The following is a 20,826-nucleotide window of genomic DNA, read 5'->3' as shown; positions in this document are numbered from 1 at the left end:
CCGGGGTGGAGACTAGTCTTGAAGGGCAAACCGCCGTCGGCTCGGGAGCGAAACCAAGTCGAGACCGGGCCGCAATCAACGCGCAGCGTCAGACTCGAAAAGGAACAGGCCATGCAACCCGAAGGCGCACCCGATATGTCCGCGTTGCTCGCGCAGGCTCAGCAGGTTCAGCAGGCGCTGATGGAGGCGCAGGAGTCGCTGGCCAACGCGGAGGTGCACGGCCAGGGTGGCGGCGGACTGGTGCAGGTCACCATGAAGGGCAGCGGCGAGGTGACGGCGGTGGCCATCGATCCCAAGGTCATCGACCCGGCGGACCCCGACACCCTGCAGGACCTCATCGTCGGCGCGCTGGCGGATGCCTCCAAGCAGGTCACCATCTTGGCGCAGACCCGGTTGGGTCCGCTGGCCGGCGGGATGAGCGGCTTGCAGATTCCGGGATTCTGAGTTGTTCGAAGGCCCGGTCCAGGATCTGATCGACGAGCTCGGCAAGCTGCCCGGGATCGGGCCGAAGAGCGCCCAGCGCATCGCTTTCCATCTGTTGTCCGTCGAGCCGCCCGACATCGACCGGCTGACCGCGGTGCTGGGCCGGGTCCGCGACGGTGTCACGTTCTGCTCGGTGTGCGGCAACGTCTCCGACGAGCAGCGCTGCCGGATCTGCAACGACGCGCGCCGTGACGCCTCGCTGGTGTGTGTGGTGGAGGAGCCCAAGGACATTCAGGCCGTCGAGCGCACCCGCGAGTTCCGCGGTCGCTATCACGTGCTGGGTGGCGCGCTGGATCCGCTGTCGGGAATCGGCCCGGATCAGTTGCGGATCCGGGAGTTGCTGAACCGGATCGGTGAGCGGGTCGACGGTGTCGACGTCGCCGAGGTGATCATCGCCACCGACCCGAACACCGAGGGCGAGGCGACCGCCACCTATCTGATGCGCATGCTGCGCGACATCCCGGGCCTGTCGGTCACGCGGATCGCGTCCGGCCTGCCGATGGGCGGGGACCTGGAGTTCGCCGACGAGCTGACCCTGGGCCGCGCCCTGGCCGGCCGCCGCGCCATGGTCTGAGCACAACCCGTTAAGCGCGGCGCGGGGCCGCCAGTCGTTCGGTGCGCAGCCGGGTGACCTCGGGCAGGTCCAGGGGCGCCAACTCGCCGACGACACGGCTCAGCAGGTGGTCGGCCAGTTGTGGATTGCGGGCCAGGCACGGCCCGTGCAGGTAGGTGGCCACCACGCTGCCCTGTACCGCGCCGTCGATGCCGTCACCGAGGCGGTTGCCCGCGCCCTTGCTCACCCGGGCCAGTGGCTGCGCTGAGGAACCGAGAACCGTTCCGCCACGGTGATTTTCGAATCCGGTCAGCGGCTCGGTGAGACCGTCGACCAGCGGAACCGACGTCACCTCACCGATGGTGCGGGCCTCCTGCGGGGAGGTGGTGACGTCGAGCAGGCCGACCCCGTCCACGCGCTCCCCGGCCGACGTCTCATACCAGTGCCCCAGCACCTGGATGGCCGCGCAGATGGCCAGCACCGGCGCACCGTTGGCCGCCGCCCGCTGCAGGCCGGGATAGCGGATCAGGTGTTTGGTGGCCAACCGCTGCGCGTAATCCTCTGCGCCACCGAGGGTGTAGAGATCGAGTGAGTCGGGCACCGGATCGTCGAGCGTGATGTCGACGATCTCGGCGTCGATGCCACGCAACCGCAACCGCTGCCGCAGCACCACCGCGTTGCCGCCGTCACCATAGGTGCCCATCACGTCGGGGAGCACCAGCCCGATCTGAATGGTCATGAGACCCGCCGGCTCAGTTGCAGGAAAGCGGTGTAGTTGCAGATGACTTCGACGTGCCCGGGCGGGCAGGACGCGATCGCGGCGACGGTGTCGTGCACCAGCGTGTGCTCCACGCCCGCGTAGCCGAGTCGCACCGCGAGGTCCGTTCCGCGCTCGCCTGCGGCGACCACCTGCGTCCCTTGATTGTCTGCTCTTCGCGCAAGCGGCTCATCGACGAACTGTTCGAACTTCACATCCCACAGCCAGGACAGGTCCTCGCCGTCGGGAACCTGCCCGTTGACCGAGATCACCACTCCCGCAGAGTGTTTGTCGACCATCGACAGGGCCTCCTGCCAACCGGCCGGATTCTTGGCGAGCAGCAGACGGGCCGTGTGTGCGCCGATCTGCACGGTCCGGTAACGGCCGGCGACCTCGTCGACGCCGCCCACCGCGGCCACCGCCCTGGCCGGGTCCGCTCCGAGCGCCACGGCGGCCGCGACCGCCTGGGTGGCGTTGCCGCGGTTCACCATGCCTGGCAGGGCCAGTTGCATGGGCTGCGAAAAGCCATCCGGCCCATAGATATTGGTCTCGTCGTACCACCATTGAGGTGACGGACGCTTGAAATCGGTTCCGGTGGAATACCATTCGATGCCGTCGCGCACGATGATCTCGCCCGACCGCGGACAGCTCACCGAGTCGCCGGCCCAGCCGCCGCCCGCCGCGACCCACACCACGTTCGGGCTGTCGTAGGCGGCCGAGGTCATCAGCACGTCGTCACAGTTGGCGACGATCACGGTGCCGGGATGGCGCGCCAGGCCCGCCCGCAGGGTGCGTTCGATGTGGTTGATCTCGCCGACCCGGTCCAGCTGATCCCGGGACAGGTTCAGCAGCACCACGACCGCGGGCCCGACGGCATCGCTGACGTGCGGCACGTGCATCTCGTCGACTTCCAGCGCGGCGAGCTCGGCGTCCCGGGCGCCGGCCAACGCGGCCACCAGGCCGGCGTCCATGTTGGCGCCCTCGGAGTTGCTGGCCACTGTCTGATGTCGCCGCCGCCGCGGCTCTGCCGGACCCAGGGTGGCCAGCGCGGCCGCGGTCATCCGGGTGGTGGTGGATTTGCCGTTGGTGCCGGTCACCACCACCGAGCGTCGTCCGGCCCCGAGCTGGCCGAGGATCGAAGGATCCAGTGTCATCGCGACGAGGCCGCCGATCATCGCACCCGCGCCGCGGCCGGTGACCCGCGACGCCCAGCGCGCGGCAGCACCCGCGCCCAGCGCCATTTTTCCGCGTGTAGTGACGGCCATCAGGAGAATTTTAGGGGCCCGACACGCGTGCCTGCGATCGGCGTGTTGTCGGACCACCGTGTCATCCTCGAACCATGAGCCAGACCTGGGGACGACCGGCGGTCGAGCCGGGCGCGGGCTGGGCCGTCGTCGACGTCGAGACCACGGGTTTTCGTCCCGGCGAGGCCAGGGTGGTCAGTGTGGCGGCGCTCGCAGTCGGTGACGACGGCAGCGTTGAACACAGCGTTTCCAGCCTGCTCAACCCGGGCGTGGATCCCGGTCCCACCCATGTGCACGGGCTGACCGCGGAGATGCTCGAGGGCCAGCCCACGTTCGCCGAGGTCGCACCCCGGCTGATGGAGATCCTGCGTGGCCGCACGCTGGTGGCCCACAATGTCGCGTTCGACTACGCATTCCTGGCCGCCGAGGCCGAACTGGTCGGTGCCGAGCTTCCGGTCGAATCGGTGATGTGCACGGTGGAATTGGCCCGCCGGCTGGCGCTGGGCACCGAGAACCTCCGGCTGGAGACCCTGGCCGCGCACTGGGGTGTCACCCAGATGCGCCCGCACGACGCGCTCGACGACGCCCTGGTGCTGGCACAGATCCTCAAGCCGACGCTGGTGGCCGCCCGCGAGCGCAAGTCGTGGCTGCCCATCCGGTCGGTGACGCGCAAGACCTGGCCCAGCGGTCAGGTCACCCACGAGGAGCTGCGGCCGCTGAAGGCGCTGGCCGCCCGGTTGCCGTGCCCGTATCAGAATCCGGGCCCGTTCCTGGCGGGTCGCCCGCTGGTGCAGGGCATGCGGGTGGCCCTGTCGGCCGACATGACGCGCACCCACGAAGAGGTCATCGAACGGATCCTCGATGCGGGGCTGGCCTACACCGAGAACATCGACCAGCAGACCTCGGTGGTGCTCTGCAACGAGCCGGTACCCGAGCAGGGCAGGGGTTACCAGGCGGTCGAACTCGGCATCCCGCTGATGAGCGACACCGAGTTCATGGCGCTCATCGAGCAGACCGTCGGTGGCCGTGATGTCGAGGCGTTCACCGACACCACGGCCGACGGCGATCAGTTCACGCTGTTCTGACCGTCCTCAGGACGGCTTGACGAACGTGTACACCTGGTACTGGAGAAGGCCCAGCTTGGACAGCCACTTCATCCAGAAGGTGCCGACGACCATGGTGTTCTGGGCATCCTCGGACGCCTGCTTGCGGAAGAACTTCAGCAGGAAGGGGTAGGTCGGCATGGTGTTCTTCCGGATGTTGCGGCGCGCGCCGAGGTCGAGGCCGGCACGTCGGCCCATCGACTTGTAGCCCCTCAAGGGGATGTCGCCGATCGTCCCGTAGGACTTCGCGACACGCGGGCGGATCGCGGCCCAGATGGGGGTCCTGCCGAAGAACGTCATGGTCGGGACGAAGTCGGACACGGCCAGGCACCCACCGGGCTTGAGGACCCGGGCGGCTTCGGCGAGAAACTTCTGCCGCGACGGGAAATGGAAGATGCACTCGACTGCCAGGATCCGGTCGAAGGAGTTGTCCTCGAAGGGCAGCTCGCACGCGTCCGCCTCGATCCAGCGCAGGGTGTTCCCGTGCCGGGGCGTCGTCTGGGCGTCGGCGGCGGCGAGCTGGCGCGGGTCGATGTTCAGCCCGGTGAGGTCCATGCCCGAATAGGTGCCGTTGATCTGCTGGATGGTTCCGCCGAACCCGCAGCCCACGTCGAGCAACGTCTGTCCGTCGGCAAGCCTGCCTGCCTCGAACAGCACACCGTTCATCGCTTCCATGGCGGCCATGTAGTCGGCCCGGGTGCCCTCCGCCGACCTGGGGTTCTCCCAATAACCCCAGTGCACCTGGTTCTCCCAGAGCTGGCCCGTCTCGCCGCCGTCCTGACGCTCATCCATGAGCAGGTCGAAGTAGGGCAGCGCGACCTTCGACGGCAGTTGTGCCGAAAGGGTTTCCATGTCAGTGGTCTCCGCGAACTCGGTGGTGGGTGAGAGGGTCATTTCAGCCTTTCCGGTTGATCCAGGGTCGGTGTCTGTTCGGTCATGCGGTGGGTGTCCATTCGGCGAGCGCAAGGATCATGAGCACCACCAGGGCGAGGCCGATCAAGCCGCCGGCGGGAATCATGGTGACGCACAACGCAACCCAGACCAGAAACCTCGGCCATTCGAAGGGCTGGTTACCCACGACGCCGCCTCGTCGCTCCCGCAGTGTGTGGTAGACCGCCCAGGTGGCCGTCCCCGCGGCGGCGACGGCGATGATGCGTAGTCCGTCCGGGGTGGCGAGCAGGGCCACCCCCGCCATCAGCACCGCGGCCGTGAAGCGGGCCCAGACCACCCCTCGACGCTCGTCGACCAGGGTGATCGCAGGCCTGCGATCCGGTTCGCCGCGGTAGCGCGGCATGCGCCCGTCGATGCCCAACAGCCGCCAGATCCAGCGCGACCATGTCGTGCGCAGGCCGAGTTCGTCGGCGAGGCGGCGAACGTCGGACGCGGATTCCGCCATCAGCTTGCGTGAGTAGTCGCTGCGCCAGTACGCAGATTTGAACACCCGGCGCGGAATCCCGAACTCGCGGACGAATGCTCTTGGCGGAGTCAGCATCTCGCCGATCAGCCAGCGCAGGAAGAACGGAAAGGTGATGGCGTAGAACGCTCGGCGCAGGCGCCCGGCGCTCTTGATGCGCTGCGTCAGATGGATGTCGGCGAAAGTGATGTGCCGTGCTTCTTCGGCCAGGTGAATCGAGGTGATGCGGTTGAGCAGTGGGGTCACCTGCGCCGCGCCCCGATGCTGCAGCGTCTGCTGGAAATGCAGTGGCTGTTCGCCGCACAGCACACCGATGAAGAGGAAGATGTTGGCGTAGCCGCCGATGAAGGCGAAGATCGGCCCGATGATCCGTGATGCGCGGCGCATACCGGGAACGTCGTCGCCCGTGCGGTTGACGAACTCCTGGAACATCTGGATGTGATGACACTCGTCGGACAGTTCATGGAGCAGATACCGGAAGATGTTGGCGCCGTTCGGCAGTGAGCCGGCGTAGTGCACCACTCCACGGATCAGCATCATCTCGAACTGAAGGGTGACCTTGAGCATGTTCGCGGTCATCCAGCGGCCCATGTCGGTACGGCGCTGCAGCGACTGTTCGTCATGCCATCGCGTTGCCGCGATCGGAGCCACACTCGGATCCAGTTGCCAGCGTGGATCATTCGCGTCTACGGCGTTCTCTGGTGCGTCCCAGTCGATGTCGACGTAGGGATCGAAACTGAGGCGGGACATCGCGTCGGTGAGTGCGCTGACTCTCTCGGAGTAGTCGGCACCGGACGTGTCGTCCGCCTGGCTAAGTAATGTCATTTGCTGCGCGATCTGACGCCGCGCGGTGCCGAACCGGGGATCCGTTGGCATCCGGCGTGCCCGGAGTCCGCCTGTGGGCGCTGACATTGCAGGTCAGAACCTATGCGGACCGGCGCCGGTGTCTCGACGCGCGGTGCCGGCGGACAATGCCATCGCATACCGATCTCCATCCAGCTTGTTGCTACAGCAATTGGTACCAGCGTTTGTATCGTTGTGTACGCAAGTGCATCAAGTCGTTATGCATTGCGCACTGACCCGTTACTGGCCCCAGCGGAGCCGAAAGCTCTTGCCGGGCAATCGGGTTTCGGCAGAGGTCGCGGCGTGGCACAACGGGCAGTGGCGCCGACGTACCCGGGCCCCTACATTTGGTGGTCGGGCAAGGCTCGCCAACGCCGTGGCGACTGGCCGTGGTGGCGACGGAAGACTCGGGCGAAATAGGCGGGGTCGCCGATCCCGATGCGGAGGGCGATCTCGGCGACCGACAGCCCGGTCCCGTCGAGCAGGGCGCGGGCTTCGGTCATCCGTCGTTCGACGATCCACTCCTGCACCGTGCGCCCGGTGCGCCGGCGTACCACGGTGGTCAGATGTCCGGGAGTCAACCCGAGTTCGGCGGCCACGTCGCGCAGGGACAGTGGCTCGCCCATGCGGCGCTCGATCAGGGCGAACACCTCGGCGATCAACGGCTCGCCACTGCGCCGAAGATCCGTGGCCACATCGTCGGTCATGCGGGCCAGATCGATCAGCAACAGGGTCAGATGGGCGAGCGCGGCTTGCCGGTAACCTTCTCTGCGGGTGGACAACTCCGCTTCGACCGCGTCGATGGCGTTGACCCAGAACATCTTCCGATCAGGCGGTACCTGCAGGTGTAGAAGTCCGCCCGTGCCGCCGTGTAGAAACGGGAACAGCAGGGGATGGCTGCGCCAGGTCGGCAACGGCGAGCGCGTGCCGTCGCCGAGGGCGGCCGGGTCGAAGAATACGGCGATGGCGTCGAGGCGGCCCTGGACCAAGACCGGCTCGATCGGTTCGCCCGCGGCGACGACGTAGACCGAGCCGCTATCGCTCAGGTACGTGAGCAGCGGGAAGTCGTGGATGTGACGGCGCTTCTCGAACAGGGTGTCGGGCGACGACAGCCGGACCACGGCGACGGGTTCGGTGTGCGCGGCCGTCGAGTACTCGTAGACCGGGACACCGTCGCGGTGCCGGGCCGGCCGGACCGATGACGTCATGAACCGAAGATAGTCCTGAAACTGCCCAAGATCACCCAACACCGCAGTTCACGATGGCGGCATGCTGAAGACATGACAAAAGATCATCCGCCTCCGGTGTCATGGTCCCGGCGCGCTACCCACGACTACATTCCCGCGGCCGGCCACGATCTGCTGTTGCCGGGCTACGACCTGCTCACCCGTGTGCTCGGTATGCCGCCGGCCTACGATGCGCTGGTGGCGCAGGCCGAACTGTTCGACGGGGTCCGGGTGCTCGAAATCGGCTGCGGTACAGGAAATCTCACCGCAAGGGTACGACGCGCCGCACCCACCGCCCAGGTGACCGGGATCGATCCAGATCCCAGGGCACTGGCCAGGGCGCTCAGGAAATCCCCGGAAGTCACGTTCGAGCGCGGGTACGCGCAGGAGTTGCCCTGCGCGGACGCCACGTTCGATCGGGTGCTGTCCTCGATGATGTTGCACCACCTGGACCCGGAGGTTCTCAACACCGCGGTGGCCGAGGCTTTCCGGGTGTTGTGCCCAGGCGGCAGCCTGCACATCGTCGACGTCGTCGGCGGACATCACCTGCCGGACCGGCTTCCGGGACTGCTGCGCAGCACCGGCTTCGACTGCGTGACGTTCCCGTCGCACCGCCTGCGGCTGTTCGGTCCGGTGGCGTTCTACCGGGCCACGCGCCCCGACCGCGGTTAGCCGCGGGCCGCCCGGTTCACCGCGGAGACCACCGCACGCAGTGACGCCGTGGTGATCGACGTCGCGATGCCCACGCCCCACACCGTCTTGCCGGCGATCGAGGCCTCCACGTAGGCGGCGGCCTGTGCCTCCTCGCCGGAGGACATGGCGTGCTCCGAGTAGTCCAGCACGTTGACGTCGAAACCGATGGCGCCCAGGGCATCGCAGAACGCGGCCAGCGGGCCGTTCCCGGCGCCGACGATCTCGCGCTCTTCCCCGTTGATCAACACCGTCGCGGTGATGGTGTCGGTGCCGCCGTCGACCTCGGCGGCGTCCACCTTCTGCCGGATCCGCTCCAGCGGGGTGATCGGTGCCAGGTACTCGTCGGCGAAGACATCCCAGATGGCCTTCGGCGACACCTCGCCGCCTTCACCGTCGGTGATCGCCTGGATGGCCTTCGAGAACTCGACCTGCAGCCGGCGCGGCAGCACCAGGCCGTGATCGGCTTTCAGGATGTAGGCCACGCCACCCTTGCCGGACTGCGAGTTGACCCGGATGACGGCCTCGTAGGTGCGCCCGACATCCTTGGGGTCGATGGGCAGGTAGGGCACCTGCCACAGGATGTCGTCGATGTCGGCGTCCTGCTCGTCGGCCGAGATCTTCATAGCGTCCAGGCCCTTGTTGATGGCGTCCTGGTGGCTGCCGGAGAAGGCGGTGTACACCAGGTCGCCGCCGTAGGGGTGGCGCTCGTGTACGGGCAGCTGGTTGCAGTACTCGACCGTGCGGCGGATCTCGTCGATGTTGGAGAAGTCGATCTGCGGATCCACCCCGCGGGAGAACAGGTTCAGGCCCAGGGTCACCAGGCAGACGTTGCCGGTGCGCTCACCGTTGCCGAACAGGCAGCCCTCGATCCGGTCCGCGCCGGCCTGATAGCCCAATTCGGCTGCGGCGACACCGGTTCCGCGGTCATTGTGCGGGTGCAGGCTCAGAATGATGGAGTCCCGCGGGGCCAGGTGGCGATTCATCCACTCGATGGAGTCCGCGTAGACGTTCGGGGTGGCCATCTCGACGGTGGCGGGCAGGTTGACGATCAGCGGCCACTCCGGGGTGGGCTTGACGATGTCGGCCACCGCGTTGCAGACATCCACGGCGTACTCCAGTTCGGTGCCCGTGTAGGACTCCGGGGAGTACTCGAAACGCCAGTTGGTCTCGGGGTATTTGGCGGCCTCGCCGACGCACATCGTGGCACCGTCGGTGGCGATCTTCTTGACGGCGTCGCGGTCGGCACGGAACACCACGCGGCGCTGCAGTATCGACGTCGAGTTGTAGAAGTGCACGATGACCTGCGGGGCACCCGCACACGCCTCGAAAGTGCGCTCGATCAGCTCCTGCCGGCACTGGGTCAGCACCTGGATGGTGACATCCGCGGGGATGGCGCCCTGTTCGATGATCTCGCGGACGAAGTCGAAGTCGGTCTGGCTGGCCGACGGGAAACCTACTTCGATCTCCTTGTAGCCCATCCGCACCAGCAGGTCGAACATCCGGCGCTTGCGCTCCGGGCTCATGGGGTCGATCAGGGCCTGATTGCCGTCGCGCAGGTCCACCGCACACCAACCGGGGGCGTGAGTGATGACCTTGTCGGGCCAGGTGCGGTCGGCCAGGGCGACATCTTCGACCTCGGCGGCGAAGGTGCGATATCGGCTGACGGGCATCGAGGAGGCGCGCTGGGTGTTCCAGGCGGGCTGGCCGTCGCGGCGCGGACCGGCGGGCGTGGAGATGGTGCGGGCGGAAGAGTAAGCGTCTGGGCTGTTCATGATGTCTGCTCCGGAGTCTTTGGGATCAATCCCGTGGATTTCAGACCGGCGCATCACCAAACACCCGCGACGGGTTGCCGGTCTGGTCAGACCCCGTCGCGGCGTCCGAGAAGGAGCACCCGCTGCACGTGGGTTACTGTACTCCGCATAGCTGTGGCGCCAAAACCCCGCTCTGTGCTGTCAGTGCTGGTCCTGTTCCTGGTGATGGCACTGGGCCTCCCCGGATGTGCCCGCGCCCTCGATGTCACACCACACGCCGCGGCACCCGACCCTGCCTTCTTCTTCGCCGGCCCGGTGCCCACCTACGGTCAGCAGGTCAGCCCGACTCAACGCCACCGGCTCGCGTATCTGCGGGCCCTGCGCCGCGTCGACCCGTGTGACCTGCTGACCCGCGCCGCGCTGGCCCGGGTAGGTGAAATCGGTTCTGTCGGAACGATGTTCGCATTCGGCGAATGCGATGTGGACATCAAGGTGGCCGGTGACAGCGCCCGCCGCTATCTCAGTGTCGAGGTCGAGTTGGGCACTTTGGACCAGGCGGCATGCCAGTACGTGGCGCCGCTGTTGCTCACCCGCCTGCCCGGCGCCCCGCCGCTGCCCGGTCCGGTGCAGCCGGTGGTCCGGATCTCTCCGATCACCGACCAGGCCTGTGCGTTCGCCGATCAGGTCGGACGGTCGGCCGCGCCGATCCTGGACGCGAACCGGCCGCCCATCCGCGACGGTGTGTCGGCCTATCCGGTCGCGCTCGCCGAGCGCGATCCCTGCGAGATCCTGCAGGTGATGCCGGGGGCTCGGTGGGATGTCGGCGCGACCCGGCCGCACCTGTGTGCCGTCACGCTGACCGATGGCACGGCGGTTCGTCTCACCTTGGCGCCGCAGCTGTTCGAGCCGGACACCGACACCCGGTCGCAGCACAGCCGAGACGGGGTCGACGTGTTCGTCGACACCCAGTTCTGTGCGGCGAGCGTCTTCGTCGGTGCTCCGATGCGCCGGAAGCTGCTCGGTGGCGACTACCAACGACCCTCCGATGTGGTGATCCGCCCGTCCGTCATGGTGGAGAGCGTCCCGGCGCGATGCGACACCATCGGCGACATCGCGGTGGCCGCGGGCAAGCTCTTCGGCTGATTCCCCCGATCGGGGGACGACGGATTCGTCCGGATCATCCACCGGTCACCCGACAGGCCGACGGTCACATGCGCGGCAATGTCTGTGTCAACAGCACACGCAGACAAAGGAACTCGAATGATGAACAAAATCGCCAAGGCCCTCGCCGCCCCCATCCTGGCCGCCGGCGTTCTCGGTGTGGCCGCCCTCGGTCTCTTCGGCGCCGCGGGTGGAGTGTCCGGTCTGGAGACCTCGAGCACCGCCCACGTCGCCTACCAGGGGCAGTAGTCACACCTGGGTATCCGGAAACGCGATCACCGACAGAAACCGGATCGGCACCTGCACCAGATCCACCGGCCCGTGCGCCCCTTCGCCGTCCATCTGCAGCGAGTCACCGGGACTCAACCGGTACACCGACCGGCTGTGGCTGTAGTCCATGACACCCTCGAGCATGAAGATGAACTCGGTGCCCGGATGCTGGAACAGGGGATAGGTACGGCTCTTCTCGGTCAGCGTCACGTGCAGACATTCCAGGCGTTTGTGCTCGCCGCGCAGCGAGCTCAACAGCTGATACTCGTGCCCCTCCTTCGTCCCGTTACGCACGATGCGCGCCCCGGTGCCCGATTTCACGAACGCGGCCGGGCGTTCCACGTCGGCACCGCGGAACAGACTGGTCACCGGCACATCCAGGCCCTTGGCCAGCAATGCCAGCGTGGACAGGCTGCAGGATGTCTGGGCGTTCTCGATCTTGGACAGCATCGCCTTGGAGATCCCGACGCGCGCGGCCATCTCCGCGACGGTGAGTCCCTGCGCCAGCCGCAACTGGCGCACATTGCGGCCGATCGCCGCCTCGAACTCGAGGTCGTCGGCCGGCGCCTGCGGATCCCGGTCCCGCGCCGTGCCGGAATTGCGAAGCAGGGGAAGGTCGCTCACCTGGGCACTCCTGTCCTACCGCATCTCGCCCGCACCGACGTACGGGTACGGGCTCCTGAGTAGATCTTCCTCGGCGAACCGGGACAACCGGAAATCGGCCTCCGGGATCCGCGGGTCCGCGCTGCGCCCATCCACGACCAGATCAGCGACGAGGCGACCGACGGCAGGGGCGATCTTGAAGCCGTGACCGCTGAACCCGGCCGCCACGATGAGCCCGTCGATGCCCGTGGGGGAGATCACCGGATTCCAGTCCGGCGTGACGTCGTAACAACCCGCATAGCTGCCGGCGATGGCGGCGTCGGTGAGCCCGGGGAAGCGGGTGCTGATCTTGTCGACGGTGAGGTCGACAAACGCGTCGTCGGCGCGGTTGGAGTACGCGTCGGGATCTGCGATGTCCAGCGCGACCAGATCGGAGTTCCCGAACAGCAGCTCACCGTTCGGTTCGGGCCGGATGTATTGCAGGGAAACCAGATCGGAGAACACCGGCACCAGCCCGACATCCACGCCGGGTTTGATCATCATGATCTGTTCGCGGTGCACCTCGATGGGCACGTCGACGCCGTAGGGTGCCAGGAACGGTCGGGTCCACACCCCGGTGGCGACGACGACCGTGCCTGCCGACACCTCCGTGCCGTCGGCCAGGCGCACCCCGGTGACCTTGTCGCCGTGGATGATCAGCCCGGTGACCTCGGTGCCCTGCCGGACCCGTACCCCGGCCGCGCGCGCAGACACCGAGAAGGCCTGCGCGGTCTGATAAGCGTCGCCGTAGCCGCCCCGGGCCTCCCAGCCGAAGGCAGCGAACGGTTCCAGGTCGGCCCACGGCCACATCGCGGCGACCTCGGTCGCGTCGATCTCCTCGGTCTGCACGCCGACTTCACGTTGGGCAGCCAGGCTTCTGCGCATGCTGTCCACGTTGTGTTCACCGACGCCGACGACGTAACCGGTCTGCCGGAAGCCGATGTCAGTCCCGAAGATATCCTGCGCCTGCTCGAAAACCTCCAGTCCCACCGCTGCCATCGCCGCCAGCGAGCTGACGCCGTAGTGGCACCGCACGATACCGCTGGACTTACCGGTCATCCCGGACCCGACGGTATTGCGTTCGGCGACAAAGACATCGCTGATCCCGCGCCCGCTCAGGGCCCAGGCTGCCGCGGCGCCTTCCAAGCCGCCGCCGATGATCACGACCTCTGCGGTGGTCATGTCCCGGGAATCCAGTTCGTGCCGGCCAGCGGCACCCTGGCCATGGCGGCCGCTTCGATGGTGACGGCCACCAGGTCCTCGGGCTCGAGGTGGGTGACGTGCGCCTTACCGCAGGCGCGGGCGATGGTCTGGGCCTCCATGGTGAGCACCCGCAGGTAGTTGGCCAGCCGCCGGCCCCCCTCGATCGGGTCGAACCGCGCCGCCAGGTCGGGGTCCTGGGTGCTGATGCCTGCGGGGTCGCGGCCGTCCTGGAAGTCGTCGTAGAAACCGGCTGCGCTGCCGAGCTTTTCGTACTCGGCGGCGTAGCGGGGATGGTTGTCGCCCAGGGCGATCAGTGCAGCCGTGCCGATGGCCACCGCGTCGGCGCCCAACGCCAGGGCCTTGGCGACGTCGGCACCGGAGCGGATGCCGCCGGACACGATGAGTTGAACTTTCCGGTGGACGTCGAGTTCTTGCAGGGCTTGGACTGCCTGCGGCACAGCGGCCAGCGTCGGGATGCCGACGTGCTCGATGAACACATCCTGCGTCGCGGCGGTGCCGCCCTGCATCCCGTCGACCACCACCACGTCGGCACCTGCATGCACGGCGAGCTTGACGTCGTAATAGGTGCGGGTGGCCCCGACCTTGACGTAGATCGGCTTCTCCCAGTCGGTGATCTCACGCAGCTCGTTGATCTTGATGGTCAGGTCATCGGGTCCGGTCCAGTCCGGGTGCCTGCAGGCGCTGCGCTGGTCGATGCCCTCGGGCAGGGTGCGCATCCCGGCGACTCGCGGGGAGATCTTCTGCCCCAACAGCATTCCGCCGCCACCGGGCTTGGCGCCCTGGCCGAGTACCACTTCGATGGCATCGGCCTTGCGCAGGTCGTCGGGATTCATCCCGTACCGCGACGGAAGGTACTGGTACACCAGGTTCTTCGATTGTCCGCGTTCTTCGGGGGTCATGCCGCCGTCCCCGGTGGTGGTGGAGGTGCCGGCCGCGCTGGCGCCGCGGCCCAGTGCCTCCTTGGCAGGCCCGGACAGCGCGCCGAAGCTCATGCCCGCAATGGTGACCGGGATATCCAGGTGCAGTGGGTGTTTGGCATGCCGGTCGCCGAGCACGACATCGGTGCCGCAGCGCTCGCGGTACCCTTCCAGCGGGTAGCGCGACATCGACGCGCCCAGGAACAGCAGGTCGTCGAAATGCGGCAGGGCGCGTTTGGCGCCCCAGCCGCGGATGTCGTAGATCCCCGTCTCCGCAGCCCGCTGGATCGCGGCGATGGTGGGGCGGTCGAAGGTGGCGGATTCACGCAGGCCCAGCCGGGCCCGGTCGTCTACAGAAGTCATGTCAGTAGCTCGCAGAGTTGTCGACGTGGAAGTGATAGAGGTTTCGGGCCGATCCGTACCGGGTGTACTCCGCGGTGTCATCGGTGTAGCCGGCCGCGGCCAGCAGTTCGGCCAGTTCCGTGTGGTGTTCGGGACGCATCGGCTTGGCCACGCAGTCCGCGCCGAGGGAGGCGACCTCGCCGCGCACGTAGAGCCGTGCCTCGTAGATCGAATCACCCAGTGCCTCACCGGCATCGCCGCGTACGACGAGGCGCCCGGCCTGGGCCATGAAGGCACTCATGTGGCCGATGCTGCCGCCGACCACGATGTCGACGCCCTTCATCGAGATCCCGCAGCGTGCCGCCGCGTCACCCTCGATGACCAGCAGCCCGCCGTGCGCGGTGGCACCGGCCGACTGTGAGGCATTGCCCGTGACCCGCACGGTGCCGCTCATCATGTTCTCGCCCACGCCGGTGCCGGCGTTGCCCGCGATGACGACGTCGGCGAGCTGGTTCATGCCCGCGGCGTAGTACCCGACGTGCCCCTCGATGCTCACCCGCACCGGCGCGTTGAGTCCGACGGCGACGTTGTGTGCGCCGTCCGGGTGGGCGATGACGAACTCGCCGTTGACATCCGGTTGGTGCAGAGTCGAGTTCACCTCACGCAACGGCGTGGTGCGTACATCGAATTGCGTCACGGTCATCTGGTCCATGCGTACACAACCTCCGGTTCCGGTTCCCAGATCTTGGCTTCGTCGACGCCGGGCAGCCCGGCCAGCGCGCGGTACTCGCTGGCCATCGCCACCCAGTCGGATGTCTCGGCGATCACCGCCGGCTTGCAGGCGATGGCGTCCCGCACCACCGCGAACGAATCACGATCGGACACCAGCAGCGTGTAGAAGCCATCAAAGGTGGCGCACAGCTCCTTGAGCGCGCTCTCCACGTCGCGCCCGTCGGCCAGTTGTTTCGCGACGAACCTCGCGCCCACTTCGGTGTCGTTTTCGCTGTCGAAGTGCACACCCGCCCTGCGCAGTTCGCGCCGGATGGTGGCGTGATTGGCGAAGGAACCATTGTGCACCAGGCATTGCTGCGGACCGACGGTGTACGGATGGCAGCCCGACGGGGTCACCGCCGACTCGGTGGCCATCCGGGTATGCCCGACGCCCTGCCAGCCCTGAGCCTTGGCCAGCCCCCAGCCCTCGGTCAGGGCCCGCGGATCACCGACTCCCTTGAGCACGGCCAGATCTGCACCGAATCCGGAGATCAGCGCGTCCGGGCAGGCCGCCCGCACCCGCGCGAGCAGTTCCTCCGACGGGGTGTCGGCGGTCAGGACATAGGTCGAATCGACCTGTACCACCGTCACATCCGGTCCGAGGGCGGGTGCCGCAGCGATATCGGTGACCGACACGGCACCGCGGCCCGGCGGTGACCAGACCGGGTCGCCGTAGACGGCCACCCCGGCCGAATCCGAACCGCGGTCCGACATTTCACAGAGCATTCCGGTGAGCAGTTCGCCCAGCCGGGGGTAGAGCTCCGGTGTGCGCAGGTGCAACCCCACGATCCCGCACATGGTGTCCCTTTCTAGAAAGCGGTCAGGTATTGGTCGACTTCCCACGGCGACACGGTGCCGTGGTAGGCGAAGAACTCGTCACGTTTGACACCGGCGAAGTAGGACGAGACGCCGTCCCCTGCGGCGTCGAGTACGCCGGTGATCACCGGGTCGGCCTGGAGTTCGTCGATGGCGTGCAGCAAGGTGGGCGGCAAGGTCGCCGGACCCTGCGCCCCGACGTCACCGGGGTCGAGGCTGCGTTTGATCCCGTCGATGCCGGCCCCGAGCGCGGCCGCGATGGCCAGGTACGGATTGGCCGAGCCGTCGCCGCCGCGCAGTTCGACCCGCTGGTTGTCCGGCACCCGGATGTAGTGGGTGCGATCGTTGCCGCCATAGCTCGGTTTGCGTGGCGCCCACGAGGCCCCCGACGCGGTGGTGGTGGCCCCGGTCCTCTTGTAAGAGTTGACGGTTGGGGCGACGACGGCTTGTAGTGCGCAGGCGTGGTCCAGGACACCGCCGATGAATCCGTAGGCGGTCTCGGACAGGCCGAGGCCGCGTGCGTCGGGAGCCTCGGAGTCGGCGGGGAACACCGGGGTGCCCGCGCTGGTGAGCGACATGTGCAGGTGCAGGCCGTTTCCGGTCCGATCACCGAAGGGCTTGGGCATGAACGTGGCGACCATGCCGCGTTCGGCGGCGATCATCGACAGCAGATAGCGCAGGGTGATCACTCGGTCGGCGGTGGTCAGCGCATCGGCGAACGCGAAGTTCTGCTCGAACTGCCCGTTACCGTCTTCGTGGTCGTTGGCGTAGTTGGACCAGCCCAGCGCGTTCATCGCCGTGGAGATCGCGGTGAGGTGGTCATACATCCGGGTGACACCCCGTGCGTCGTAACAGGGTTGGGCGGCATTGTCGTCGGCGTCGGCCGTGACCAGGTTGCCGCCGGCGTCGCGGCGCAGCAGGAAGTACTCCACCTCGGCACCGACCCACGGCTCGAAACCGGCGTCGGCGGTCTGCTGGATGAGGCTCTTGAGAATGACCCGCGGCGCATACGGCCACGGCTTGCCTTCCACGTGAGGGTCGCAGTGCACCAGGGCCAGGCCCTCTTTGATGAACGGGATCGGGGTGAAGGACGCCGGGTCGGGGATCGCGACCAGGTCGGGGTCTTTGGGTTCCTGGCCCATGGCGCCGACGGCGTAGCCGGCGAAGCCGACTCCCTCGGTGGCCAGCTGGTCGATCGCCTCGACGGGAACCAGTTTGGCGCAAGGCTTTCCGCGCAGGTCGACGAACAGCGCGAGGACGAATTTGGTGTCGGACCGGGTGGCGAGGGTGCCGAGGTCAGGCGGCATGTCAGTCTCCTAATGTGAACCAGAGTATCGTACGGTGAAACTCGAATGGGCCAAAGAAAGCCCGGTGACCSGCCGGCGCAGAACGCTGCGCCGGCCGGGCCGGGTCGGATCTACGCGGGTGCGAGCTCGTACGCCGCGTCCCGGTGGACGTGGGTGTCGATGCCCTTCTCCTCCTCTTCGGGCGAGATACGGATGCCGATCGTCTTCTTCAGGGCGAACGCGATGATGTAGGCGATCACGAACGAGTAGATGACCACCGCACCGGCCGCGACGGCCTGGCGCCACAGCTGGTCGAACCCGCCGCCGTAGAACAGGCCGTTGGTGGCATTGGGCATGCTGTCGCTGGCCAGGAAACCGATCATCAGCGTTCCGATGATGCCGCCGACGAGGTGGACGCCGACCACGTCGAGGGAGTCGTCGTAGCCGAACTTGTTCTTGAGGCTGACGGCGAACGGGCAGATCGCGCCGGCCACCAGGCCGAGGATGATCGCGCCGACCGGGGTGACCGCACCGCAGGCGGGGGTGATGGCGACCAGGCCGGTGATGGCGCCTGCTGCCGCGCCGACACCGGTGACGTGACCGTCCTTGAACTTCTCCACCGCCAGCCAGGCCAGCGTCGCCGCGCAGGTCGCGACGAACGTGGTGACCATGACGATCGCCGCCGAGTTGCCCGCGGCCAGCGCCGACCCACCGTTGAACGCGTACCAGCCGGCCCAGAGCAGTCCGGCGCCCAGCAGGGTCAGCGGCACGTTGTGGGGCTTACGCAGCTGGCCCCAGTTGGCGGCCTTACCGAGCACGATCGCGACGGCCAGGGCCGCCGCGCCGGCGTTGATGTGCACCGCGGTGCCACCGGCGAAGTCGATTGCCTTGAGGTTGTTGGCGATCCAGCCACCGACCGAGTTCTCGGTGACGACACCGTCGAACGCGAACACCCAGTGCGCGACGGGGAAGTACACCAGCACGGCCCACAGGCCGGCGAAGACCATCCAGGCGCCGAACTTCATCCGGTCCGCGGCGGCGCCGGAGATCAGGGCGACGGTGATGGCCGCGAACAGGGCCTGGAACAACGCGAACAGGCTCACCGGCAGGCCCGAGATGGTGGTCTGCGACTCCAAGAGGTCTTTCATGCCGAAGAACTCGGTGATGTTGCCGACGAATCCGCCCATCGAGGTCCCGAACGTCATCGAGAACCCGAACAGCACCCACAGCACACCGACCAGTGCCACTGCGCCGAAGGTCATCATCATCATGTTGGTCGAGCTCTTCACCGAGACCATGCCGCCGTAGAACAGCGCCAGTCCGGGGATCATCATCGTGAGGCCGATGATGCAACACAGCATGAACGCGGTGGTTCCGGTATCCATAAGCATCTCCTGAGGGGGTGCGGCCGCCTGGCCGATCACTGGCAGTAGACGATGTTTCTGTTACGTGGACAGGTTCCTGTTGTTGCGGCCGCGTTACGGCTGGACCGCCCATATCGTGAACGCATGGCGGTGATCGATATCAGCGCGTACGGCGCTGCGGCGGACGGCAGGACCGACGACCACCCGGCCATCACGGCCGCTCTGCAGGCCGCGCACGACGGGGGTGGCGGCACGGTGTTCCTGCCCGCCGGCACCTACGCCCTGGCGGCCGCCCTGTCCGGCGACTTCGCGAAGGTGTTCCTCGTCGGCGACGACGACCGCGCCTCCACTCTGCTGGCCACCGGACCGTCGACCGTGATCACCGGCAAGTGGACCGAGTGCCGCATCGAGAACCTGACGATCGATGCGGGCGGCCACGGCGGCGCGGGTGTCGTCGTCGATCTGGACAAGAGCTACCTGCGGCACTGCTGGGTGCGCCGCTGGCAGGGGTTCGGAATCTCGTTGAACCCCAACATCATCGGCTTGCTCAACTGGATCGACGACAACTTCGTCGAGCAGTGTGACGGCACCGGCATCCACACCACCTACCGGTTCTACGACTCGTGGATCGTCAACAACAACGTCGGCTCGACCGGCCCGAACCTCTCGGTGGAGGCGGGTCCGGTGCGGATCCTGGCCAATCACCTCAACGGGTCCCCGCGCCACAACATCGAACTGCGCGGCAACAAGTCACTGACGATCATCGGCAACATCTGCGAAGGCGCGCACCGCGAGGCGATCATCTACACGATGCCGGACTGGCTGGCCGAGGATGCGCCCCAGGTGCAGATCGTCGGCAACAACATCACCAACGGCGGCAAGGAGGAGGCCGGCCGCTGGCCGGCCATCGGGATCTACTCGCGCGATGCGCAACACCGCACCTCCGGGTTCGGCATCACCGGTAACTTCATCGCCTGCACCGACGACGACGCGGGGTGGTCGCACGCCGTCGACGCGGAATTCGTGGACATCTTGGCGATCACCGGAAACCAGTGGGACAACCGGGGTTTCACCGTCGCCGCGGTGCGCGCCGCGGGTGAGCACGTCGGCATCGCCGGCAACACGTCGGCGAACCGAACGGCCGTTTTCACCGTGACCGACGCGGACGTGACACTGGGCGAGGAAGGCGTCTACCTGCTGGCCGGCGCCACCCGGGTGTGGCTGCCGTCGGGTCGTCCCGGCCGGTACACCGTCAAGAACACGGTGGCCGGGACCGTGCGGGTGAGCCCGCCAGACGGTAAGATCGACGAGCTCGACCACGTCGATCTCGGCCGCGGTGCTGTCATCGACCTGGTCTCCGACGGCACCGCATGGTTCACCCTCTGAGCGGCCAGTTGAGTACGATCTGCTCCAGCGGTAGCCGTTCCCGCGGCCTGCTGTCGCGTTCCACGATCGCCTCGTCGGCCTGCGCGTAGTCACCGAGTGATCCGACCGCGACGATCGCGAACGGTCGTAGCCCTCCTGCAAGACCGAAGACCTGTTGCGCGCCGTCGGTGTCGAAACCCGCCATCGGATGCGCGATCAGTCCGCGGGCGACCGCCTCGATGGACAGCGAAGCGATCGCCGCGCCGACGTCGACGGCGGCATAGCGGGCCGTGCGGTCGTCCTCCCCGTCGTCGGCGCACACCAGGATCAGCGCGCCCGCCGCGCGGGCGTAGCTGTTGCCCCGCTTGAGCAGGTCCGCGAGCTTGGTCCCCGTCTCGTCCCCGCGGATGCCGACGACGTAGCGCACCGGCTCGCGATGCCCCCACGTGGCCGACCAGCGCGCGGCCTCCAACAGGGCGGTCAGCTCGTCGTGGCTGAGCACCGCGTTCGCATCGAATGCCCGCGGGCTCCAGCGGGCTGCGATCGGCGGATGGATGGGCACACTGGTCCGTGCGAACCGATCACTCATGACTATTGAAGC

Annotated in this window: 21 protein-coding genes; 7 read left to right on the top strand and 14 right to left on the bottom strand. The window is 67.4% G+C overall.

What is annotated here, in order from left to right; translation table 11 throughout:
• Nucleotides 1-111: 111 nt before the first annotated feature.
• Together AC1DY7_RS09485 and recR are read left to right on the top strand one after the other, a co-directional pair.
• Complete coding sequence (locus AC1DY7_RS09485) at nt 112-444, top strand: YbaB/EbfC family nucleoid-associated protein (RefSeq protein WP_477493418.1); 333 nt, start codon at nt 112-114, stop codon at nt 442-444.
• Between the two features lies 1 nt (nt 445).
• On the top strand, nt 446-1,057 hold the full coding sequence (gene recR, locus AC1DY7_RS09480) for a recombination mediator RecR (RefSeq protein WP_477493417.1): 612 nt from the start codon (nt 446-448) through the stop codon (nt 1,055-1,057).
• A gap of 10 nt (nt 1,058-1,067) precedes the next feature.
• Here the strand turns inward: recR and AC1DY7_RS09475 are convergent, their stop codons facing one another.
• Together AC1DY7_RS09475 and AC1DY7_RS09470 are read right to left on the bottom strand one after the other, a co-directional pair.
• Nucleotides 1,068-1,775: a type 1 glutamine amidotransferase gene (locus AC1DY7_RS09475; RefSeq protein ID WP_477493416.1), complete on the bottom strand. Its 708-nt coding sequence runs from the start codon at nt 1,773-1,775 to the stop codon at nt 1,068-1,070.
• Nucleotides 1,772-3,058, bottom strand: a complete 1,287-nt coding sequence (locus AC1DY7_RS09470) for a MurT ligase domain-containing protein (protein ID WP_477493415.1) — start codon at nt 3,056-3,058, stop codon at nt 1,772-1,774. Before AC1DY7_RS09470 ends, AC1DY7_RS09475 begins: the two co-directional genes overlap by 4 nt.
• Before the next feature lie 74 nt (nt 3,059-3,132).
• Between AC1DY7_RS09470 and AC1DY7_RS09465 the strand changes: the two genes are divergently transcribed.
• The gene (locus AC1DY7_RS09465) at nt 3,133-4,122 is read left to right on the top strand and encodes a DEDDh family exonuclease (protein WP_477493414.1); all 990 of its coding nucleotides are present in this window, start codon (nt 3,133-3,135) and stop codon (nt 4,120-4,122) included.
• A 6-nt stretch (nt 4,123-4,128) separates the two neighbouring features.
• On the opposite strand, the gene AC1DY7_RS09460 is transcribed toward AC1DY7_RS09465, so the two are convergent.
• From AC1DY7_RS09460 to AC1DY7_RS09450, 3 genes are all read right to left on the bottom strand, one after another.
• A complete protein-coding gene (locus AC1DY7_RS09460) occupies nt 4,129-5,034 on the bottom strand; it encodes a class I SAM-dependent methyltransferase (RefSeq protein WP_477493413.1) in 906 nt (301 codons plus the stop codon).
• 40 nt (nt 5,035-5,074) lie between these two features.
• A complete protein-coding gene (locus tag AC1DY7_RS09455) occupies nt 5,075-6,379 on the bottom strand; it encodes an AurF N-oxygenase family protein (RefSeq protein ID WP_477493412.1) in 1,305 nt (434 codons plus the stop codon).
• 359 nt (nt 6,380-6,738) lie between these two features.
• The gene (locus AC1DY7_RS09450) at nt 6,739-7,605 is read right to left on the bottom strand and encodes a helix-turn-helix transcriptional regulator (protein WP_477493411.1); all 867 of its coding nucleotides are present in this window, start codon (nt 7,603-7,605) and stop codon (nt 6,739-6,741) included.
• A gap of 72 nt (nt 7,606-7,677) precedes the next feature.
• On the opposite strand from AC1DY7_RS09450, the gene AC1DY7_RS09445 reads away from it, so the two are divergent.
• Entirely contained in the window at nt 7,678-8,295 is a 618-nt protein-coding gene (locus AC1DY7_RS09445; RefSeq protein WP_477493410.1) for a class I SAM-dependent methyltransferase, read from the top strand.
• Here AC1DY7_RS09445 and leuA read toward each other — a convergent pair.
• Entirely contained in the window at nt 8,292-10,088 is a 1,797-nt protein-coding gene (gene leuA, locus AC1DY7_RS09440) for a 2-isopropylmalate synthase (RefSeq protein ID WP_477493409.1), read from the bottom strand. The two genes, AC1DY7_RS09445 and leuA, sit on opposite strands and share 4 nt — an antisense overlap.
• A 174-nt stretch (nt 10,089-10,262) precedes the next feature.
• Between leuA and AC1DY7_RS09435 the strand changes: the two genes are divergently transcribed.
• Together AC1DY7_RS09435 and AC1DY7_RS09430 are read left to right on the top strand one after the other, a co-directional pair.
• A complete protein-coding gene (locus AC1DY7_RS09435) occupies nt 10,263-11,210 on the top strand; it encodes a hypothetical protein (protein WP_477493408.1) in 948 nt (315 codons plus the stop codon).
• Between the two features lie 117 nt (nt 11,211-11,327).
• On the top strand, nt 11,328-11,477 hold the full coding sequence (locus AC1DY7_RS09430; RefSeq protein WP_477493407.1) for a hypothetical protein: 150 nt from the start codon (nt 11,328-11,330) through the stop codon (nt 11,475-11,477).
• Here AC1DY7_RS09430 and AC1DY7_RS09425 read toward each other — a convergent pair whose 3' ends face one another.
• From AC1DY7_RS09425 to AC1DY7_RS09395, 7 genes are all read right to left on the bottom strand, one after another.
• On the bottom strand, nt 11,478-12,122 hold the full coding sequence (locus AC1DY7_RS09425; RefSeq protein ID WP_477493406.1) for a helix-turn-helix domain-containing protein: 645 nt from the start codon (nt 12,120-12,122) through the stop codon (nt 11,478-11,480).
• Nucleotides 12,123-12,137: 15 nt separating this feature from the next.
• Complete coding sequence (locus tag AC1DY7_RS09420; protein WP_477493405.1) at nt 12,138-13,322, bottom strand: NAD(P)/FAD-dependent oxidoreductase; 1,185 nt, start codon at nt 13,320-13,322, stop codon at nt 12,138-12,140.
• Nucleotides 13,319-14,644, bottom strand: a complete 1,326-nt coding sequence (locus AC1DY7_RS09415) for an FMN-binding glutamate synthase family protein (protein ID WP_477493404.1) — start codon at nt 14,642-14,644, stop codon at nt 13,319-13,321. The genes AC1DY7_RS09420 and AC1DY7_RS09415 overlap by 4 nt, the downstream gene beginning before the upstream one ends.
• Nucleotide 14,645: 1 nt before the next feature.
• Nucleotides 14,646-15,335: a protein glxC gene (locus AC1DY7_RS09410; protein WP_477493403.1), complete on the bottom strand. Its 690-nt coding sequence runs from the start codon at nt 15,333-15,335 to the stop codon at nt 14,646-14,648.
• Nucleotides 15,323-16,192 (bottom strand): class II glutamine amidotransferase domain-containing protein, encoded by an 870-nt coding sequence (locus tag AC1DY7_RS09405; RefSeq protein ID WP_477493402.1) that lies wholly within the window; start codon nt 16,190-16,192, stop codon nt 15,323-15,325. The genes AC1DY7_RS09410 and AC1DY7_RS09405 overlap by 13 nt, the downstream gene beginning before the upstream one ends.
• Before the next feature lie 11 nt (nt 16,193-16,203).
• Nucleotides 16,204-17,517 (bottom strand): type III glutamate--ammonia ligase, encoded by a 1,314-nt coding sequence (gene glnT, locus AC1DY7_RS09400; protein WP_477493401.1) that lies wholly within the window; start codon nt 17,515-17,517, stop codon nt 16,204-16,206.
• Between the two features lie 110 nt (nt 17,518-17,627).
• On the bottom strand, nt 17,628-18,881 hold the full coding sequence (locus tag AC1DY7_RS09395) for an ammonium transporter (protein ID WP_477493400.1): 1,254 nt from the start codon (nt 18,879-18,881) through the stop codon (nt 17,628-17,630).
• Between the two features lie 123 nt (nt 18,882-19,004).
• On the opposite strand from AC1DY7_RS09395, the gene AC1DY7_RS09390 reads away from it, so the two are divergent.
• Nucleotides 19,005-20,246, top strand: coding sequence for a glycosyl hydrolase family 28-related protein (locus tag AC1DY7_RS09390; protein ID WP_477493399.1), 1,242 nt, complete (start codon nt 19,005-19,007; stop codon nt 20,244-20,246).
• On the opposite strand, the gene AC1DY7_RS09385 is transcribed toward AC1DY7_RS09390, so the two are convergent.
• Nucleotides 20,236-20,814: a nitroreductase family protein gene (locus AC1DY7_RS09385; protein ID WP_477493398.1), complete on the bottom strand. Its 579-nt coding sequence runs from the start codon at nt 20,812-20,814 to the stop codon at nt 20,236-20,238. The genes AC1DY7_RS09390 and AC1DY7_RS09385 overlap by 11 nt on opposite strands.
• Nucleotides 20,815-20,826 lie beyond the last annotated feature (12 nt).

Source organism: Mycobacterium sp. P2_H7 (assembly GCF_056403275.1).
The sequence above is the reverse complement of the archived record's forward strand: the minus strand, read 5'-3'. Positions and strand labels throughout refer to the sequence as shown.

What these genes read in the sequence shown, in the direction of transcription:
- AC1DY7_RS09485 (WP_477493418.1), top strand. Translation starts at nt 112, where the DNA reads ATGCAACCCGAAGGCGCACCCGATATGTCCGCGTTGCTCGCGCAGGCT.
- AC1DY7_RS09465 (WP_477493414.1), top strand. Translation starts at nt 3,133, where the DNA reads ATGAGCCAGACCTGGGGACGACCGGCGGTCGAGCCGGGCGCGGGCTGG.
- AC1DY7_RS09450 (WP_477493411.1), bottom strand. Translation starts at nt 7,605, where the DNA reads ATGACGTCATCGGTCCGGCCGGCCCGGCACCGCGACGGTGTCCCGGTC.
- AC1DY7_RS09410 (WP_477493403.1), bottom strand. Translation starts at nt 15,335, where the DNA reads ATGGACCAGATGACCGTGACGCAATTCGATGTACGCACCACGCCGTTG.
- AC1DY7_RS09455 (WP_477493412.1), bottom strand. Translation starts at nt 6,379, where the DNA reads ATGACATTACTTAGCCAGGCGGACGACACGTCCGGTGCCGACTACTCC.
- AC1DY7_RS09390 (WP_477493399.1), top strand. Translation starts at nt 19,005, where the DNA reads ATGGCGGTGATCGATATCAGCGCGTACGGCGCTGCGGCGGACGGCAGG.
- AC1DY7_RS09405 (WP_477493402.1), bottom strand. Translation starts at nt 16,192, where the DNA reads ATGTGCGGGATCGTGGGGTTGCACCTGCGCACACCGGAGCTCTACCCC.
- AC1DY7_RS09415 (WP_477493404.1), bottom strand. Translation starts at nt 14,644, where the DNA reads ATGACTTCTGTAGACGACCGGGCCCGGCTGGGCCTGCGTGAATCCGCC.
- AC1DY7_RS09445 (WP_477493410.1), top strand. Translation starts at nt 7,678, where the DNA reads ATGACAAAAGATCATCCGCCTCCGGTGTCATGGTCCCGGCGCGCTACC.
- AC1DY7_RS09430 (WP_477493407.1), top strand. Translation starts at nt 11,328, where the DNA reads ATGATGAACAAAATCGCCAAGGCCCTCGCCGCCCCCATCCTGGCCGCC.
- leuA (WP_477493409.1), bottom strand. Translation starts at nt 10,088, where the DNA reads ATGAACAGCCCAGACGCTTACTCTTCCGCCCGCACCATCTCCACGCCC.
- AC1DY7_RS09395 (WP_477493400.1), bottom strand. Translation starts at nt 18,881, where the DNA reads ATGGATACCGGAACCACCGCGTTCATGCTGTGTTGCATCATCGGCCTC.
- AC1DY7_RS09385 (WP_477493398.1), bottom strand. Translation starts at nt 20,814, where the DNA reads ATGAGTGATCGGTTCGCACGGACCAGTGTGCCCATCCATCCGCCGATC.
- AC1DY7_RS09460 (WP_477493413.1), bottom strand. Translation starts at nt 5,034, where the DNA reads ATGACCCTCTCACCCACCACCGAGTTCGCGGAGACCACTGACATGGAA.
- glnT (WP_477493401.1), bottom strand. Translation starts at nt 17,517, where the DNA reads ATGCCGCCTGACCTCGGCACCCTCGCCACCCGGTCCGACACCAAATTC.
- AC1DY7_RS09475 (WP_477493416.1), bottom strand. Translation starts at nt 1,775, where the DNA reads ATGACCATTCAGATCGGGCTGGTGCTCCCCGACGTGATGGGCACCTAT.
- AC1DY7_RS09470 (WP_477493415.1), bottom strand. Translation starts at nt 3,058, where the DNA reads ATGGCCGTCACTACACGCGGAAAAATGGCGCTGGGCGCGGGTGCTGCC.
- AC1DY7_RS09420 (WP_477493405.1), bottom strand. Translation starts at nt 13,322, where the DNA reads ATGACCACCGCAGAGGTCGTGATCATCGGCGGCGGCTTGGAAGGCGCC.